Source organism: Lyngbya sp. PCC 8106, from assembly GCF_000169095.1.
Lineage (GTDB): Bacteria > Cyanobacteriota > Cyanobacteriia > Cyanobacteriales > Microcoleaceae > Capilliphycus.
Window position 1 is genome coordinate 51,416 of the sequence record NZ_AAVU01000005.1, and the last position, 14,717, is coordinate 66,132.

Consider the following 14,717-nt stretch of genomic DNA (forward strand, 5'->3'; position numbering starts at 1 on the left):
TCCTTTTTTGTTTCAAATCAATGGATTAATTTTATCTTTTTTTATTTTAACTTATTTGGGGTTTTTATTTCATTTGCTGACTATGATTTTACTATTCTAAAGCTGCATATTTCCGAAATTGGATCGAGGATTGAATTGACTGATTTGGCTGATATTTTGGTAAAGTTCATGTTCTTGAGGACTCATGTTCTTAGGCGTGACAACTTTTAGTTTAATGATCTGATCACTGCGTCCTCCTTTGGGATTAATCCAACCCTTTCCTCGCAGTCGCAAAGATTGACCCGAATCAATTCCGGCGGGAATTTTTACCGTTACCATACCATCAGGCGTAAGAACTTGAATTTGAACCCCTAAAATCGCCTCATCGGGACGAATTGGAACTTCACAAACGATGTTATCACCGTCAAATTGAAAGAAAGGATGGGGCTGTAAATTCACGACTAAATATAAATCACCTCGTTGTTGATTTGAGGGATTAACTCCTCCTTTTCCTTTGACGCGAATTCGAGTTCCAGGTTTCACCCCGGCAGGAATTCGGACTTTAATTGTCTCATCATCTAGTTTAAATTGTTTTTCAACTCCCTTAAAAGCTTCGGAAAAGGTTAAAGTAATTGAAGCTTCAAAATCCCGTTGAGAAACGCCTCCATAACCTCCTCCTCCAAACAAATCCCCAAACGGATCATTGGGTCTAGAAGAACCCGGAGGTGAAGATGTACGATAGCTGTAAGTTCCTCTAGAACCCCCGCCAGCCCCGCCAAAACGTCCGAGTAATTCGTTAATAAAGTCGTCAAAGTTACTATACTGACCGAAGTCGAAATCAAAACCTCCTCCGGGTACACCGCCTTGTCCAGATTGTCTCCAATATTGACCAAATTGATCATATTTTTTCCGTTTCTCGGGGTCAGATAAAACTTCGTTGGCTTCGTTAATATCTTTAAAACGGAGTTCGGCTTCTGTATTTCCGGGATTTAAGTCTGGATGATATTGGCGAGCCAGACGACGATAGGCTTTCTTAATCTCATCGGCGCTAGCATTTTTATTAATTCCCAGAACGGCATAATAATCTTTAAAGTCAGTTTTAGGCATTCATATTCCTCCTGATTTTATCTAAGATAACAGAATTGGGAACTGGGTTGAGAAAATGACTTTCTGCTTCCCCGTTCCCTTGTGGAAAATTATAGTTTATGCTCTGTGTTCAATCTTTGAGCAATCACTTCCGGATGGATCTAGAAGGATTTAAACCTGGGTAAGTTTAACAGTCTTCACCCAATTATAGCCGTTTTCAATTATCCCAGAGACACTTTAACAACTTTATTTTTTTCTTCTTCGGCTTTGGGTAAGGTGAGTGTTAAAATTCCGTTTTTGTAATCTGCTTTGATGTCGGTATTTTGAATGCGAACCGGAAGGGGAATAATCCGACGGAATTTTCCATAACGAAATTCTGTGCGAGTCATGCCTTTGTTTTCAGTTTTGATCTCAGATTTCCGTTCGCCACTAATTGCAACGGCTTCAGTTGACGCTTGAATATCTATGTCTTCGGCTGCGACTCCCGGAACTTCTAATTTCAAATGAACAGCATCCGATGTTTCGTTAATTTCAGCAAGTGGAACAAAGTTTTCTCGGGTTTGATCGACTGAAGTTTCGTTTGTAAAACTATCAAATAAACGGTTCATTTCTCGTTGTAAGCTATCAATTTCTCGTAATGGTTCCCAACGCATTAAAGGCATAGCTGTTACCTCCTCGTTAAATTTGATCAACTTCTAGACTGAGGGTTAATCATTACCCTATACAACTTAAGAATAGTGAATTTAGCTTGAATTGGGGATTCGGTTTTAACGACTCTCTAACTCGCAATAACCCGACTTTGAGTTGAGATATTTCCGGTGTTTAACCGTCCTGATCAGTTCGGTAAACCTCACTTGAGTTATAGTATGAGAGTCATGAATGAATGTTTAAGATCTGATGATCAACGCTTTACCGATACGCTTAAAACCCAACCAGGATCTCAAACTTAGTTTGCAAGAAATCGCCATAACTCATCGAATTCAAGCCGGATTTATTTTAACAGGTGTGGGCAGTCTTAAACAAGCAACTCTACGGTTTGCGGGTCAAGAAACGAGTCAGTGCTTGTCGGGACGGTTTGAAATTATTTCTTTAGTCGGAACGCTATCAATAGAGGGGATTCATCTTCATATTGCGATCGCAGATGCTCAAGGAAAAACTATCGGCGGACACCTACAAACTGGCTGTATTATTTATACAACGGCTGAGATTGTGATTGGCACAATTGAGGGGTATATTTTTCAACGCACTCCCGATGCTGAAACGGGATATTTAGAGCTAGAAATTAACAGGCTTCTAACTAATTTTGAGTGAGGGATTCTGAAATATAATCGGCAGTTGCTTCGACCAGTGCGATCGCATTTTCATACATCATCCGAGTTGGCCCGAGCATTCCGACACTCCCGACAGGAATATTATTGCGGTAATATTGTCTAGAAATCAAGCTGCAACATTGAATCGGTTCGAGGGGATTTTCAGCCCCGATACGAACAGTAACTCGCTGTTCTTGTTCGGGAGTTTGAAAGATTAACGGCCAGAGTTTTTCTTGTTGATCTTCGAGGAGATGAAGAATAGTTTGTACTTGTTGGAGTTGGGAAAATTCGGGTAAACGCAACACTTCTGATATTCCACTAAATTGAATACGAGTATATTCAGGTTTTTGGGTGCGTAAACTTAAATCATCGAGAAGTTTCCGAATTAAATTCGCATAGCGTTCAAACTTACGATCCAACTCACTCCAGTCCAAAGTAGAAAGTTCATTTAAGGCTTGTCCCCGGAGTTGAGTATTGAGAAAGTTAGACAAAATTTGCAGTTCTTGTTCGAGCAGTTCTTCATCTTCTGATAACGAAGAAATGAGTTCGTTCACTGCAACTTCTAACGGGTGATCAACTTGGGGAAATTCCATGATAATCGACTGGGTTTGATAGCTATCGGTAACGACAACTAGCATAATTTTACCCGGTTCCATAGACACCAGTTGTAAATGTCTTAGATTATCGCTGGTGGTTTGGGGCATGGTAATCAGGGTAATATATCCACTCAGGGTTGAGAGGATTTGCGCTGCTCCCCGTAAAATCGCTTCGATACTCCAGTTTTTGGCATCAAGTTGTTCGCGTAGAAGCTGAGTGACTTGACTGGCGATGGTATCTGAAGGGGTGATCATCCGATCAACATAGATCCGATAGCCGGAGTCTGAGGGAATTCGCCCAGCGGAGGTATGGGGTTGATAGAGGAGTCCCGCTTTTTCTAAAGTACCCATGTTGTTGCGAATTGTGGCTGGACTGACTTTGAGGTTAAACTCCTCCACAAGAGCTTTTGAGCCAACGGGTTCTGCGGTGGCGATGTAATGACGGATTGTAGCCCACAGGATATGGTGTTGTCGCTCTGAGAGATTTACTAGCACAGGCATTCGACTCAAATGGGGTTGAACTAGACTGTTATGCAAAGGTTGAAAAGTAGGAATCTGCTGATCACAGATCTAAAGGAATTTTTTATCTACAAAGATAGCAGATACTCGAAATTTCACCAGAACAATGGTTTCATTCTAGTGAGATTTTTGCCTTTTTCCCTAATTTGAAAAAATAGTTAAATGTTCTGGATTTTGAGCCGAAATTGTGCTATATAAACAACTAAAGTTAGGCGATGGTTTGAATTTCCGTCGAGAGTAACCACTGTTGCAATTTTTCCATTAAGGCTAAAGTGTGGCGAGAGGCAGCAAGATTGCCCTGGTTTGTGAAGCATTGACAGGCGGCTTTGAGATCAGCGATCGCTCCTGCATATAGCCCTTGTTGCTGTCTGAGCATGGCTCGATTAAAGTGAGCGAGGGCATGATTGGGGTTGAGGTGGAGTGTGGCTGTAAACTCTTGCAGGGCGGTGTGAGTATTTCCCTGACGGCTACAGGCACAAGCATGATTATAATGCGCTCTGGGGTTGCTGGCATCGTGGTGAATCGCTGTAGAAAAGTTGGCGATCGCATAGGGGATCTGATCGAGCATCAAATAGGCGATTCCCCGATCAATATAGATTTCTGCTAACTGGGAGGCTTCTAAGGATGCAGTGTAGTTTAAGGCTTGGTTATAATCAGCGATCGCATTTGTATAGTCTTGGAGTTCTGAGTAAGCGAGTCCCCGATTGTAGTAGCCTAACACGGCATCGGCTTGATGTTCGATGAGATGATCATAAGCAGCGATCGCATGGGTGAAATCACCGCTTCTGTAGTAGGCTATTCCCAGATTTAGATAAGTATTGTTGCTGTTGCTGTGGGGTTGCAGTTGAGTGGCGTATAGACAGTCTTGGATGGCTTGTGAGTAATTGCCCAGCTGAACCGAGATCAAACAGCGATCGCGATAAGCCTCGACTAAGGTATTATCTAGGTTGATCGCTTGGTTGAGTGCTTGTAAGGCTTGAGAATAATGTTGCTGTTGAATCTGTTCAATTGCTTGAGAGAGGTAATTTTCTGCCTTTGATGGGGAATTTAGGGGAGTTTGAGCAAAAGCAGAAACTGAGTATCCGATCCAGAAAATTACAGCAATGCTGAGGCTGCACAAAACACGGTACAGTCTATTCATACATACAGAAGTCCGAAAAAGCATGAACAAGAGGCGCAACACTTAAGCGAATTGAAGTCGGTTTCTGACTCTATCTTTCGGCTTAAGAGTTCCACCCCGAGTTAAAGATTGAGTTGATTGTGACAAAACTAGAGAGTCAGAACCGTCACATTGATCACAATCAGAATTTAATCAAGAATTTACCAGCCCTTGTCAGCTTTGGAAAAAACATAAGCCGATACATCTTCGATCTGTTGAGGACTTAAACGTCCTTTAAAAGCAGGCATCGCGTTTTTACCCTTGGTAATTTGGTAAGCGATCGCCGCTTGAGGATCATCATTAAAGCCTTTTAGATATTTGGCGAGGTCGGCTTTACTGAGGGTTTTATTTGACATGATAACATTCTTTCCCCCCATGTGACAGGCGTTACAATTTGCGGCAAAGACTTGGCTACCAGTGGCTGGATCTCCATCTGCTAAAGCGGGAGATGGAATAACTAAGCCCAAGACTGCAAAGGCGACTAAAAAGAAAGCAAATAACTTTTTCAATAGAGTTCTCCTGTTGAGATAGATGAACAACATCAATCGTGATTGAATCCTATTATTCTATTCTCATAAATCTGATCAATCTGTCAAAAGACAGGCCGTCAAATATTAAGACTGATTTTCATGCAATCCGATTTGATCGAAACATTGACTCACCGGAAACAGCGTCGGATTTAGTGAAGATATCCATTGAATTCAACGGCGGATATTGAAAATCAGAGATACCTCAGCAACGAGACGACAGATTGGGTTCAGATGTCAGTTGTAAAATCCTAAGCTACATTAGAACTTGAGTTGCTGTTGTCCTCACCCAGATTTCCCCAAAATCACTTTGAATTGCATAATATTTCTGATCAACTCATCACATGATAGATCTACTGATTAACTGGATAACCTCAGCTTGGCAAGCAATTTTCGCGAATATTGGTTGGATGTCGTGGAATTTATTTCTAGCGTTAATCCCTCTGGCTTTAAGCGTCTGGTTGTTTTGTCCATCTGTGATCTCTAAACCGTCTAAAATGCGATTGCGCGGAGCGCACTGGCGAAGCCAATCGCCGATTTTAATTTGGTGTATTGGGTTACTCCTGGGCTTGAGTTTTCTCCCCAATGCCTATCGAGTTGGGCGACAGTTTCACCGTTTGATCCAAACCCTAGATAGTCGCTATCTGTTGATCGCCTTGGTGATCACAGTTACCTTGATGGGAGTAGATATCTGGCAGCGCCGACAACAGCATCAGTCTCACCGTCTGTCAGTGCGATGGTGGTTAGGTGTTTTGGTATTTATCTTATTTCTGCCTAATGCTCCTTATGTTCTCACAGATGTGATTCATTTGATCGATCAAATTCGTCAAGGGTATTCAGTGTGGATCATTTCGTTAGCTTTGATTCCCCAATATCTAGTCTTTATGTTTATTGGGTTTGAAGCCTATGTGCTTTCTCTGATTTACCTTGATCGCTACTTGTTGGATCAGCAAGGTTGGAAACAGAATCGTTGGATAGCAGAATTGACAATACACGCCCTTTGTGCTGTCGGAATTTATCTCGGACGCTTTTACCGATTCAATAGTTGGGATATTATTACGAATCCAGATGTTTTAATGCGGAGTATGGTTGATAATCTCCTCAATCACCGTCCTTTACTCGTGATGTCTGTAACATTTGTAGTTTTGAGTGTTTTGTATGGACTAATGAAGCTGATTACCCTTGCAGTGCTTCCCCCCTCATCCTCTCCCGAGCCTATGTAACATATTTGACAAGTGTATTTGTCATCACCTACTATCAGACTAGAAACTTGCATACTCAAAACTCTGTAGAGACTTCAACACGCACAGCAAATGAACCGATTTGATAATCAGTTGTGGAAGCGATTTTTAGCGATCGCCCAACCCTTTTTCTATCCCCTGGAACCGGGAAGCAGCAAAGTGTTTCTTGGATTGTTATTATTGCTACTTGTTTTCCTCTTTGCTGTTGTTTTTATACTCGTTGCTGGAGTGACTTTAGGAAGTCAGTATCTCTTTCCTGAATTTTTTAATAGCATTGCCCCAGGGTTACTTGAAACTGTAACAGGTTTAATTGAGTCTCCCTGGATTGTGGTGTTTGGCTTGATGCTAATTCTCCCTTTAATCGCTGCATTTAACTATAAGGAGAAATTACTATTTCGCTGGCAACCTTGGAGTTTTTTAGCGATTCTTTTGTTTTTATCCGTGTCAGTGAGTGGCTTAAATGTAATTATTAGCTATGTTTCTAACTTCTTTACAACCGCTCTTTCTGAAAAAAATGAATCAGAATTTTGGCGATTTTTATTTGTGTATGCAGGTGTTTTTGTTGTCGGGATTCCGATTGTTGCCCTCTATGGCTACACTCGTGATCGTTTAGCCAACTTTTGGAGAAAATGGTTAACGGATAAATTTCTCAATAACTACTTTGAGAATCGCGCCTATTATAAAATTGAATCTCAGCGACAAATTGACAACCCCGATCAACGAGTTTCCGAAGATATAAAATCCTTTACTCGAACGAGTTTAGTTTTTTTACTCATTCTGCTCAATTCGATCATTGATATCATTTCATTTAGTGGAATTCTCTGGACGATTTCCAAAAACCTTTCTGTATTTTTGCTCTTTTATGCTGTTTTTGGTACAGTCATCACTATTTTAATCGGACGACGGTTAATTCCACTCAACTTCAATCAACTCCGACGAGAAGCTGATTTTCGCTATGGATTAATTCATGTTCGTGACCATGCCGAATCTATTGCATTTTATCAAGGAGAAGAACAAGAAAATGTACAAATTAAACAGCGATTTTTAAAGGCTTTTGATAACTTTAACCTGTTAATAGGCTGGCAACGAAATGTCGATTATTTTACTACAGGTTATCGCTATATTGTGATTATTTTGCCTTCGTTGATTATGGCACCGCTCTATTTTTCAGGTGAGATTCGATTTGGAGATATTACCCAAGCAAACTTTGCTTTTAGTCAAGTTTTATCAGCGATTTCGATTATTGTGAGTCAGATTGAATCCCTGAGTGCATTTGCCGCAGGTATTAACCGTTTGGCTACGTTTTCAGAAGCTTTAGAACCGGATAATACAACTCCTCAATCGGGAGAACCTCGAATTGATTTAACGATAGATTCTCCTCTAGCCCTCGAACATATTACCCTCAATACTCCCAACTATCAAAAAATCCTTGTTCAAGATTTATCTTTAGTTTTACAACCGAATCAAGGATTATTAATTATGGGAAATAGTGGTGCAGGTAAAAGTTCTTTATTACGGGCAATTGCAGGATTATGGCGTTCAGGAACCGGACAGTTAGTGCGTCCAGATTTACAGGAAATGCTGTTTTTACCGCAAAAACCCTATATGATTTTAGGAACGCTGCGCGAACAATTATTATATCCCTATACTGAACAAGGAGTAGATGACCAGAAATTACATGAAGTTTTAGAACTGGTCAATTTGGGTTATATCCCGGAACAAGTAAGTGGATTTGATGTTGAATTAGATTGGGCAAATGTTTTGTCTTTAGGAGAACAACAGCGTTTAGCATTTGCACGTTTATTACTCAGTAAACCCAGTTATGTGATTCTTGATGAAGCCACAAGTGCTTTAGATCTCAAGAACGAAGAACGCCTCTATCAAAAGCTACAAGAGACTAAAACAACCTACGTGAGTGTGGGACATCGATTGAGTTTATTAAAGTATCATCACCAGGTTTTAGAGTTGCAGGGAGATACCAAATGGCGAGTCGTTTCAGCCGAAGATTATCAAGCTGATCTGAATGTTTTAAGTTAGCTTCTAAGAGACTTCCTCAGTTGATTTTTTCAATCAGATTGCTGAGTATTATTCGGTTCAAAAGAACGGCATTGACTACAAGGCCCGTCAGGATTCACTGCACAACGAACTAATTCTGAATGGGCATTAAAACGACAAGTTGCATCACCGAGTACCCAACGTCCATCCACTAGGCTTCTTTCTTGGGGACGTTCAGCCGATTGTACATAAAGTGAGATTTGATACAGTCGATAACGACCCGATTTTAACTGATAGCGGTGACGACGTTCTAAGACGGCATAAGTTTGACCTTGAAGATCAAGATAATGACCCGGTTGAGGTGTCCAATCAAAGAAAATATTTCCTAAAGACCGTCGAGGATGAGTTAAAATTACCTCAGTTGGTAAAGAATCAGATTCGAGATTATCCATTGATGACTCCGTAGACAAGTATAACTTTTATTATGTCGATTCAGTCAAGGCTTTGTCAAATTTAGAGTGATTAAGTTAAAACATTCCTGTTGTTGAGTGGAATCAACATAAGCTAGTTCTTCGGGTTCTCAAGTGCTGTAATTCTTGTTAAAGATAAAATTGACTTTAAGTTTATTATTCCTTTGACTCAGAACTTCGAGGTTAATACAATGTTTTTATTTTTATCGAAACTTCTGCCCTTATTTATTTATCCTTTAGGATTGACTTCTCTGCTGATGATTGCTGCTTTGATCTTACTCTGGAAACAGCCTCGCTGGGCCGCAGGTGCGATCGCTTTAGGATTATTGGTTCTTCTGACAAGTAGTAACAGTGGGGTTTCTCAAAGTTTAGTGCGAAGTCTAGAATGGCAAAATATTCCTAATGGTGAACTACCAAAAGCAACAGCAATTGTGGTACTGGGCGGAGGAACGAAAGCCCCGACTCCGCCTCGTCCTTGGGTGGATGTGGGTGAAGCGGGCGATCGCATTTTGTATGGGGCATTATTATACAAACAGGATAAAGCCCCGTGGTTAATTTTAAGTGGAGGTCGCATTCAATGGGACGGAAAAGAACCTCCAGAGTCAGCCGATATGAAAGAAATTGCTGTAGAAATGGGGGTTCGGGAGTCGGCTATTTTGCAAGATCCAGATTCACTGAATACCTATCAAAATGCAGTCAATGTTCGTCAAATTTTAGCAGAAAATAACTTAACCGGAAAGGTATTATTGGTTACATCTGCCCTGCATATGCCCCGATCGCTTTTAGTTTTTCAGCGTCAAGGCATTGAAGTAATTCCTGCACCCACTGATTTTTTAGTTTCCCAGCAGGATCTTCAGCCTTCTACAACGATACAAGGAAGGATTTTAAACCTGATACCCGATACTCAATCTTTACAACAATTTACCCAAGCCTTAAAAGAATATATCGGAATGATCGTTTATCGGTTACGAGGATGGTTGTAGTCAGCAATTGTGAGCCATCGAGGAATTGAGATTAAATATGTTAAATTAAGTAAGAAATTAGCAGGAGAGGTTTGATCTGTAATGGACTTTCAGTGGGAGCAAGGTTTTACAGATATTCAACAATCAGAAATTGAGATTTTACAAGCTTATCAAGTTACTCACGAATTTTATCAAGAGGTTCAATATCGCGAGGACTTTGAACAATATTGTCAATGGTACGCTGAAACCGCAGAACGCCATCAACAAGAACTCCAAAAAATGCGAGGTGATATTAATCTCTTTAGTTGGTTTTTGCGGGGACGAGGGACTAATTAGAGACGCGGGAGAGTGATCCACGCGGGGTAATCTGTGTGACCCTAACGCCCCCCGATTTCTGAGTCTGTTGTTTTCTCCTTTCACCTGTTGATGGGTGTCTATTCTGCAATCACTTCAAGTTCCTCCGATTTCAAATGAACTTTAAATTTATCGCTAAATTTGACCTGAATCGGGAGATTGGGACTAATTGGCCTACCATTCCAATCTTCAATGATAGAGGCAATGTCTCCCTCTAAGCCCTTGAGATCAAATGGCTGATTGCGGTGTTCAGGATGTATATAGACAATAACTGATGTTTTGACGCGAACGCGATCGCCAACTTTCATAGACTCTAACCTAGTATTTCCTCTCAAACAACCTGAACTGCACAGGGGTTGATCACCTGCACTAAATCAGGCAGTTTTTCTATATTGACACAGAAATTGCCTCAAAACTCACCCGTTTAAGGATTTACTGTGGTGAAGATTGGAGATTGACAGATCAACTGCGATCGCGTCTTCTGTTGTGACACTGGGCTATAACTGAAGCCGCTTTAGCCCCAGTATTTGGAACCCTTTGAGGCTGAACCGGGGGATTGAGTTGATATTCAATCCCGGCAACACCTGCTTTAATTTCCGATGGGAATCGGTATTCCCCGCACTCCAACCCCTTGTGAATTGAAGGTGGGAGTTAAGGGCAGAGTTATCCCCTGTTGATCTTGTGAGGATGAATTGGAATCAATCATAACTTCCGCTGTCGGTACCGCTTGATTCAAATATTCGGGTTCGTATGCAAACGGTTTATCGAGTGATGGCCCCCCCTGTGGAAAACTAGCACTAGAGGGTTTTATACCCATATCTAAGCCTTTCCCTTCTAAATCTGATGCGGACACAGAGGGCTGTTGATAGGCATCAAGTCGCTGAACTTCTTCTGCGATTCCTCTCGGTATAAGAGAGAAAAAGTTGACCCCCATCACCACACCCCAGAAAATCCCTTGAGCAATCTTCATGGTGGTTTACCTTTCGTAATTCTAAAGCAATTTGCGCCTGAGCTAAACACCTATACAGGTCGCAAGCCTTGTACCCTAACAACTCTATAAATCTAAAGATATTTGGAGATTATAAAGATAAAATGATCTTTTAAATTACTCCACTTTTAGACTAACATTCCCTCTCTCTCAACAACTGTAACTTACCTTACAAAGTATTTTTGTCTCTATGTTAAGAACCCATTCAAAAGCCTGTATTGCTGGGGTCTTCATCACCGATCCGATTCCTTTTTATTGTCATTAGAAGGTAAACAAACGGTAAACACAGTTCCTTGATTCAATTGAGATTCAACCGTGATTGTCCCTTGATGAGCGTGGACAATTTGCCGACAGAGGTGCAAGCCTAAACCACTTCCTGATCGTTTATGATTCCCTTGATGAAAAGCTTCAAATAAAGTAGCTTGGTCTTCTACAGAGATGCCAATTCCCGTGTCTTTGACTTCTATTTTAATCCAATTTGAAGTAGTATTAGACTTAGATTTATGAACTAAACTTAAATTAACTTCGACTATTCCTTGATCGGTAAATTTAATTGCATTGGCAATTAAATTTGTAAAGACTCGACGCAGTTCTAAACGATCTCCTACCAGTTCTTTTGTTGTCGGTTTAGTGGGTATATTTAACTTGATTTTAAGCTCTTTGTCCTCAACTAAAGGCATCAATTCAGCGATAATTTCTTTCAGGAGAGCGTGTAAATCAAACGGAATAAAACTAAGTGTTTTTCGGCCAATATCATAGGCATAAACAGCCAGAAGTGTATTCAACATATCAAGCAAGTTTTTATTACTGCCAATCATGCTAGTAACGGCTTCACTCATAGAGGAATTCATTTCTCCAAATATTCCTTGCTGGATGAGATTTAACACTCTATCTGCGGCTACTAAAGGAGTTCTTAAATCGTGAGTCAAACAGCGGACAAAGTTTTCCCGTTGATCAATACTTTGTTTGAGGCGTAATAGCGATCGCACTCGGGCTTGAAGTTCATCGATTTGAACAGGTTTACGAATAAAATCATCCGCCCCGGCATCTAAACCTTCAACGACGCTAGATTGTTCATGGGCGGTAATTAGCAGAATCGGAATATAAGGATATTTAGGATTACTCCGAATTCGCTTTGTCACCTCATAGCCATCCATTTCAGGCATCATAACATCCAGCAGCACTAAATTTGGAGGTGAGGCTTCGATCTGTTCTAAAGCGGTTTTTCCGTCTTCAACTAAGACAACATTGTGTCCTTCTTGTTCTAGGGCTAATTTTAACAAAAAAAGGTTATCTGGCAGATCATCGACTGCTAAAATATAGTTGGTTTTTGCTCCGGTGATACTAGACATATTTATTTTATAATAATAAAGAGTTTTATCAAAAAAATGGTTTTTATATCAATCTAATTATATTTCAAATAGCGCGGAAATTCAACCTGAAAAATAGAGCCGCACCCTAGCTGACTCTCTACGGTGACTTGACCGTGCATCAATTTTACCAAAGAATCTACAATTGCCAATCCTAAACCTGTACCATAATGTTTCCGAGTATTCGTTTGATTGATTTGTCGAAAAGCCTCAAAAATTTCTTGTAAGTGATCGGAGGCGATCCCAACTCCAGTATCTTTAACTGCAATTATCAATTGATCATTTGCTTGTTCTTGAACATTAATCCAAACTCCTCCTGAGTCTGTGAATTTAATCGCATTAGAAATTAGATTGACTAAAACTTGTCGAATCGAATTTTGATCATTGATAATCATCGGTTCTTCGAGATTGATATTCACTTCTAAAGTTAACTGTTTCTCGACGGCTAATGATCGCAGTTCTTGGGTGGTTAATTCGACAAATTGAGCGAGATTAAATTCTGTGGGTTCTAGCTGAAAATGACCAGCTTCAATTTTGGAAAAATCTAGCACTTCATTCAACATCGTCAGTAGATGTTGAGCATTATTGAAGATGCGTTGTACCATATCCAATTGTTGAGGCACAAGCGGATCGGGATATTGACGCAACAAAAGTTGAGAAAACCCCATAATTGCATTCATCGGAGTGCGAAGTTCGTGAGACATTGTAGCGAGAAATTGAGATTTGAGGCGAGAAGCTTCAGCGAGTTTACGATTTTGGCGTTCGATTTGTTTACGTTGTCGTTCAAGTTCGCGATTTTTGCGTCGTAAGAGTTCATTACTTTCCCAAAGGCGTTTATTGGCGAGTTCTGCTTCCATTTCCGCTTGATGAACCCGAATTGCATTTCGGAGAACTTGCCATAATCTTTCCGGCGAAACCCAAGATTTGGAGAGATAATCGGATGCACCAGCTTTCATTAAATCAACAGCAATTTGTTCATCTCCTTGACCTGTCAATACAATCAAGGGTACTTTAATATTGAGAGAACGGACTTGTTTAACGAGGTCAAGACCATCTCGATCCGGTAGACGAAAATCTAGAAAGACACAATCAAAAGTATTCTTTTTGAGGAGAGTAATCGCACTGTCACAATCTTGTGCTTCGGTTACTTCTAGTTTGACACCAACTTTCCGAAGCGATCGCTGAACAGCCATTCGATCGACTTCATCATCATCAACAATAAGAATACTTAATAGTTCTTCCATCTCCTTCCGTCTACAAAAGTTATTTGGGTAAGGGATGTTGGATTAAATAAAATAACTATCCCTGTCAGATCATTAAAAAAGCAAACATTTTCTCTAGCCAATTGAGAGACAATTTTAATAAATTTTTGCTCTAGAGCTAGCTTTACTATTCTAATCTTTTTTTTACTAAAATTCATTGATCGCAGTCTATATTTTTTAGAGCTTAAACTTATCACTATCAAATTTATAGTGATTAGGGAAATTCGCACAGAGTCCAGTATTGATTTAAGGTGGTAATCACTGATGCAAATTTGGAAAACGTTACAGGCTTGAGAATATAACCTGCGATATTCAAGTTATAGGCTTCTACCAAATCTCGATCCTCGTCAGAAGTAGTTAACACAATTACAGGTGTTGCTTTCAGTTCAGGATCAGAACGTAATTCACTTAAAAATTCCAAACCTCCCATTTTTGGCATATTTAAGTCTAGTAAGATTAGTCGGCGACTGTCTGGAACCTGGGGAGGTTTTCCAGGAGAAGATCGGAGCATTTCTAAGGCTTCTAATCCATTTCCGGCGATAAAAAGCGGATTATAAATATTACTCTTTTTAAACGCCCGTTTGACATTCATTACATCAACCTCATCATCTTCGACAAGCAGAATATTAATAACTTTTTCCTCCATAATTGAGTTTTTCCTCACAGCTCGCTAATGATTGATCTATCCTGCGATATGCTCATCTTAAACTAACTTTGCATACATCTACCTAATCGAGATTATAAACAAAGCTTTAATAATAAACCTCATCTCTAGGAAGAATTTATCATTTTTGGCTTCTCTATCTTAAGGTAGATAACATTAAACGAGAAGACATCCATGATACATTTTCTCTAGACAGAGATTGAAGCCAGATCGCGATCGCAGGTTAACATTTTTA

Annotated in this window: 16 protein-coding genes; 5 read left to right on the plus strand and 11 right to left on the minus strand. The window is 40.2% G+C overall.

All coding sequences use genetic code 11. From position 1 onward, the window contains the following. Positions 1-96: 96 nt before the first annotated feature. Together L8106_RS04935 and L8106_RS04940 are read right to left on the minus strand one after the other, a co-directional pair. Entirely contained in the window at positions 97-1,086 is a 990-nt protein-coding gene (locus L8106_RS04935) for a DnaJ C-terminal domain-containing protein (protein ID WP_009783112.1), read from the minus strand. A gap of 200 nt (positions 1,087-1,286) precedes the next feature. Next, positions 1,287-1,727: an Hsp20/alpha crystallin family protein gene (locus L8106_RS04940; RefSeq protein ID WP_009783113.1), complete on the minus strand. Its 441-nt coding sequence runs from the start codon at positions 1,725-1,727 to the stop codon at positions 1,287-1,289. Positions 1,728-1,962: 235 nt separating this feature from the next. On the opposite strand from L8106_RS04940, the gene L8106_RS04945 reads away from it, so the two are divergent. Further along, positions 1,963-2,376, plus strand: coding sequence for a PPC domain-containing DNA-binding protein (locus L8106_RS04945; RefSeq protein ID WP_009783114.1), 414 nt, complete (start codon positions 1,963-1,965; stop codon positions 2,374-2,376). Here the strand turns inward: L8106_RS04945 and hrcA are convergent. From hrcA to petJ, 3 genes are all read right to left on the minus strand, one after another. After that, the gene (gene hrcA, locus L8106_RS04950) at positions 2,363-3,466 is read right to left on the minus strand and encodes a heat-inducible transcriptional repressor HrcA (protein ID WP_369747907.1); all 1,104 of its coding nucleotides are present in this window, start codon (positions 3,464-3,466) and stop codon (positions 2,363-2,365) included. The genes L8106_RS04945 and hrcA overlap by 14 nt on opposite strands. Positions 3,467-3,698: 232 nt before the next feature. Beyond that, positions 3,699-4,631 carry a tetratricopeptide repeat protein gene (locus L8106_RS04955; RefSeq protein ID WP_009783116.1) on the minus strand — a complete coding sequence of 311 codons (933 nt, stop codon included), beginning with the start codon at positions 4,629-4,631 and terminating at the stop codon, positions 3,699-3,701. Between the two features lie 179 nt (positions 4,632-4,810). Next, positions 4,811-5,158, minus strand: coding sequence for a cytochrome c6 PetJ (gene petJ / locus L8106_RS04960; RefSeq protein ID WP_009783117.1), 348 nt, complete (start codon positions 5,156-5,158; stop codon positions 4,811-4,813). 362 nt (positions 5,159-5,520) lie between these two features. Here petJ and L8106_RS04965 point away from each other — a divergent pair, with 362 nt between their 5' ends. Both L8106_RS04965 and L8106_RS04970 read left to right on the plus strand, forming a co-directional pair. Next, entirely contained in the window at positions 5,521-6,399 is an 879-nt protein-coding gene (locus L8106_RS04965) for a DUF1361 domain-containing protein (protein ID WP_009783118.1), read from the plus strand. Between the two features lie 90 nt (positions 6,400-6,489). Continuing rightward, complete coding sequence (locus L8106_RS04970; RefSeq protein ID WP_009783119.1) at positions 6,490-8,454, plus strand: ABC transporter ATP-binding protein/permease; 1,965 nt, start codon at positions 6,490-6,492, stop codon at positions 8,452-8,454. A 29-nt stretch (positions 8,455-8,483) separates the two neighbouring features. On the opposite strand, the gene L8106_RS04975 is transcribed toward L8106_RS04970, so the two are convergent. Further along, the gene (locus L8106_RS04975) at positions 8,484-8,864 is read right to left on the minus strand and encodes a DUF6464 family protein (protein ID WP_009783120.1); all 381 of its coding nucleotides are present in this window, start codon (positions 8,862-8,864) and stop codon (positions 8,484-8,486) included. Positions 8,865-9,073: 209 nt separating this feature from the next. Between L8106_RS04975 and L8106_RS04980 the strand changes: the two genes are divergently transcribed. Next, on the plus strand, positions 9,074-9,865 hold the full coding sequence (locus tag L8106_RS04980) for a YdcF family protein (protein ID WP_009783121.1): 792 nt from the start codon (positions 9,074-9,076) through the stop codon (positions 9,863-9,865). A gap of 81 nt (positions 9,866-9,946) precedes the next feature. After that, entirely contained in the window at positions 9,947-10,180 is a 234-nt protein-coding gene (locus L8106_RS04985) for a hypothetical protein (RefSeq protein WP_009783122.1), read from the plus strand. A 98-nt stretch (positions 10,181-10,278) separates the two neighbouring features. On the opposite strand, the gene L8106_RS04990 is transcribed toward L8106_RS04985, so the two are convergent. From L8106_RS04990 to L8106_RS05015, 5 genes are all read right to left on the minus strand, one after another. Then, positions 10,279-10,506 carry a ferredoxin-thioredoxin reductase variable chain gene (locus L8106_RS04990; protein WP_009783123.1) on the minus strand — a complete coding sequence of 76 codons (228 nt, stop codon included), beginning with the start codon at positions 10,504-10,506 and terminating at the stop codon, positions 10,279-10,281. 281 nt (positions 10,507-10,787) lie between these two features. Beyond that, a complete protein-coding gene (locus L8106_RS04995; RefSeq protein ID WP_009783124.1) occupies positions 10,788-11,168 on the minus strand; it encodes a hypothetical protein in 381 nt (126 codons plus the stop codon). Between the two features lie 251 nt (positions 11,169-11,419). Further along, complete coding sequence (locus L8106_RS05000; protein WP_009783125.1) at positions 11,420-12,538, minus strand: hybrid sensor histidine kinase/response regulator; 1,119 nt, start codon at positions 12,536-12,538, stop codon at positions 11,420-11,422. Between the two features lie 53 nt (positions 12,539-12,591). Further along, the gene (locus L8106_RS05005) at positions 12,592-13,800 is read right to left on the minus strand and encodes a hybrid sensor histidine kinase/response regulator (RefSeq protein WP_009783126.1); all 1,209 of its coding nucleotides are present in this window, start codon (positions 13,798-13,800) and stop codon (positions 12,592-12,594) included. A gap of 232 nt (positions 13,801-14,032) precedes the next feature. Continuing rightward, positions 14,033-14,464, minus strand: coding sequence for a response regulator (locus tag L8106_RS05015; RefSeq protein WP_009783128.1), 432 nt, complete (start codon positions 14,462-14,464; stop codon positions 14,033-14,035). Positions 14,465-14,717: the final 253 nt, after the last annotated feature.

Coding starts and splice junctions, on each gene's coding strand:
- L8106_RS04945 (WP_009783114.1), top strand. CDS start 1,963: ATGATCAACGCTTTACCGATACGCTTAAAACCCAACCAGGATCTCAAA.
- L8106_RS04990 (WP_009783123.1), bottom strand. CDS start 10,506: ATGAAAGTTGGCGATCGCGTTCGCGTCAAAACATCAGTTATTGTCTAT.
- L8106_RS04935 (WP_009783112.1), bottom strand. CDS start 1,086: ATGCCTAAAACTGACTTTAAAGATTATTATGCCGTTCTGGGAATTAAT.
- L8106_RS04965 (WP_009783118.1), top strand. CDS start 5,521: ATGATAGATCTACTGATTAACTGGATAACCTCAGCTTGGCAAGCAATT.
- L8106_RS05015 (WP_009783128.1), bottom strand. CDS start 14,464: ATGGAGGAAAAAGTTATTAATATTCTGCTTGTCGAAGATGATGAGGTT.
- L8106_RS04980 (WP_009783121.1), top strand. CDS start 9,074: ATGTTTTTATTTTTATCGAAACTTCTGCCCTTATTTATTTATCCTTTA.
- L8106_RS04940 (WP_009783113.1), bottom strand. CDS start 1,727: ATGCCTTTAATGCGTTGGGAACCATTACGAGAAATTGATAGCTTACAA.
- L8106_RS04985 (WP_009783122.1), top strand. CDS start 9,947: ATGGACTTTCAGTGGGAGCAAGGTTTTACAGATATTCAACAATCAGAA.
- L8106_RS04970 (WP_009783119.1), top strand. CDS start 6,490: ATGAACCGATTTGATAATCAGTTGTGGAAGCGATTTTTAGCGATCGCC.
- L8106_RS04955 (WP_009783116.1), bottom strand. CDS start 4,631: ATGAATAGACTGTACCGTGTTTTGTGCAGCCTCAGCATTGCTGTAATT.
- L8106_RS05000 (WP_009783125.1), bottom strand. CDS start 12,538: ATGTCTAGTATCACCGGAGCAAAAACCAACTATATTTTAGCAGTCGAT.
- L8106_RS05005 (WP_009783126.1), bottom strand. CDS start 13,800: ATGGAAGAACTATTAAGTATTCTTATTGTTGATGATGATGAAGTCGAT.
- L8106_RS04995 (WP_009783124.1), bottom strand. CDS start 11,168: ATGAAGATTGCTCAAGGGATTTTCTGGGGTGTGGTGATGGGGGTCAAC.
- L8106_RS04975 (WP_009783120.1), bottom strand. CDS start 8,864: ATGGATAATCTCGAATCTGATTCTTTACCAACTGAGGTAATTTTAACT.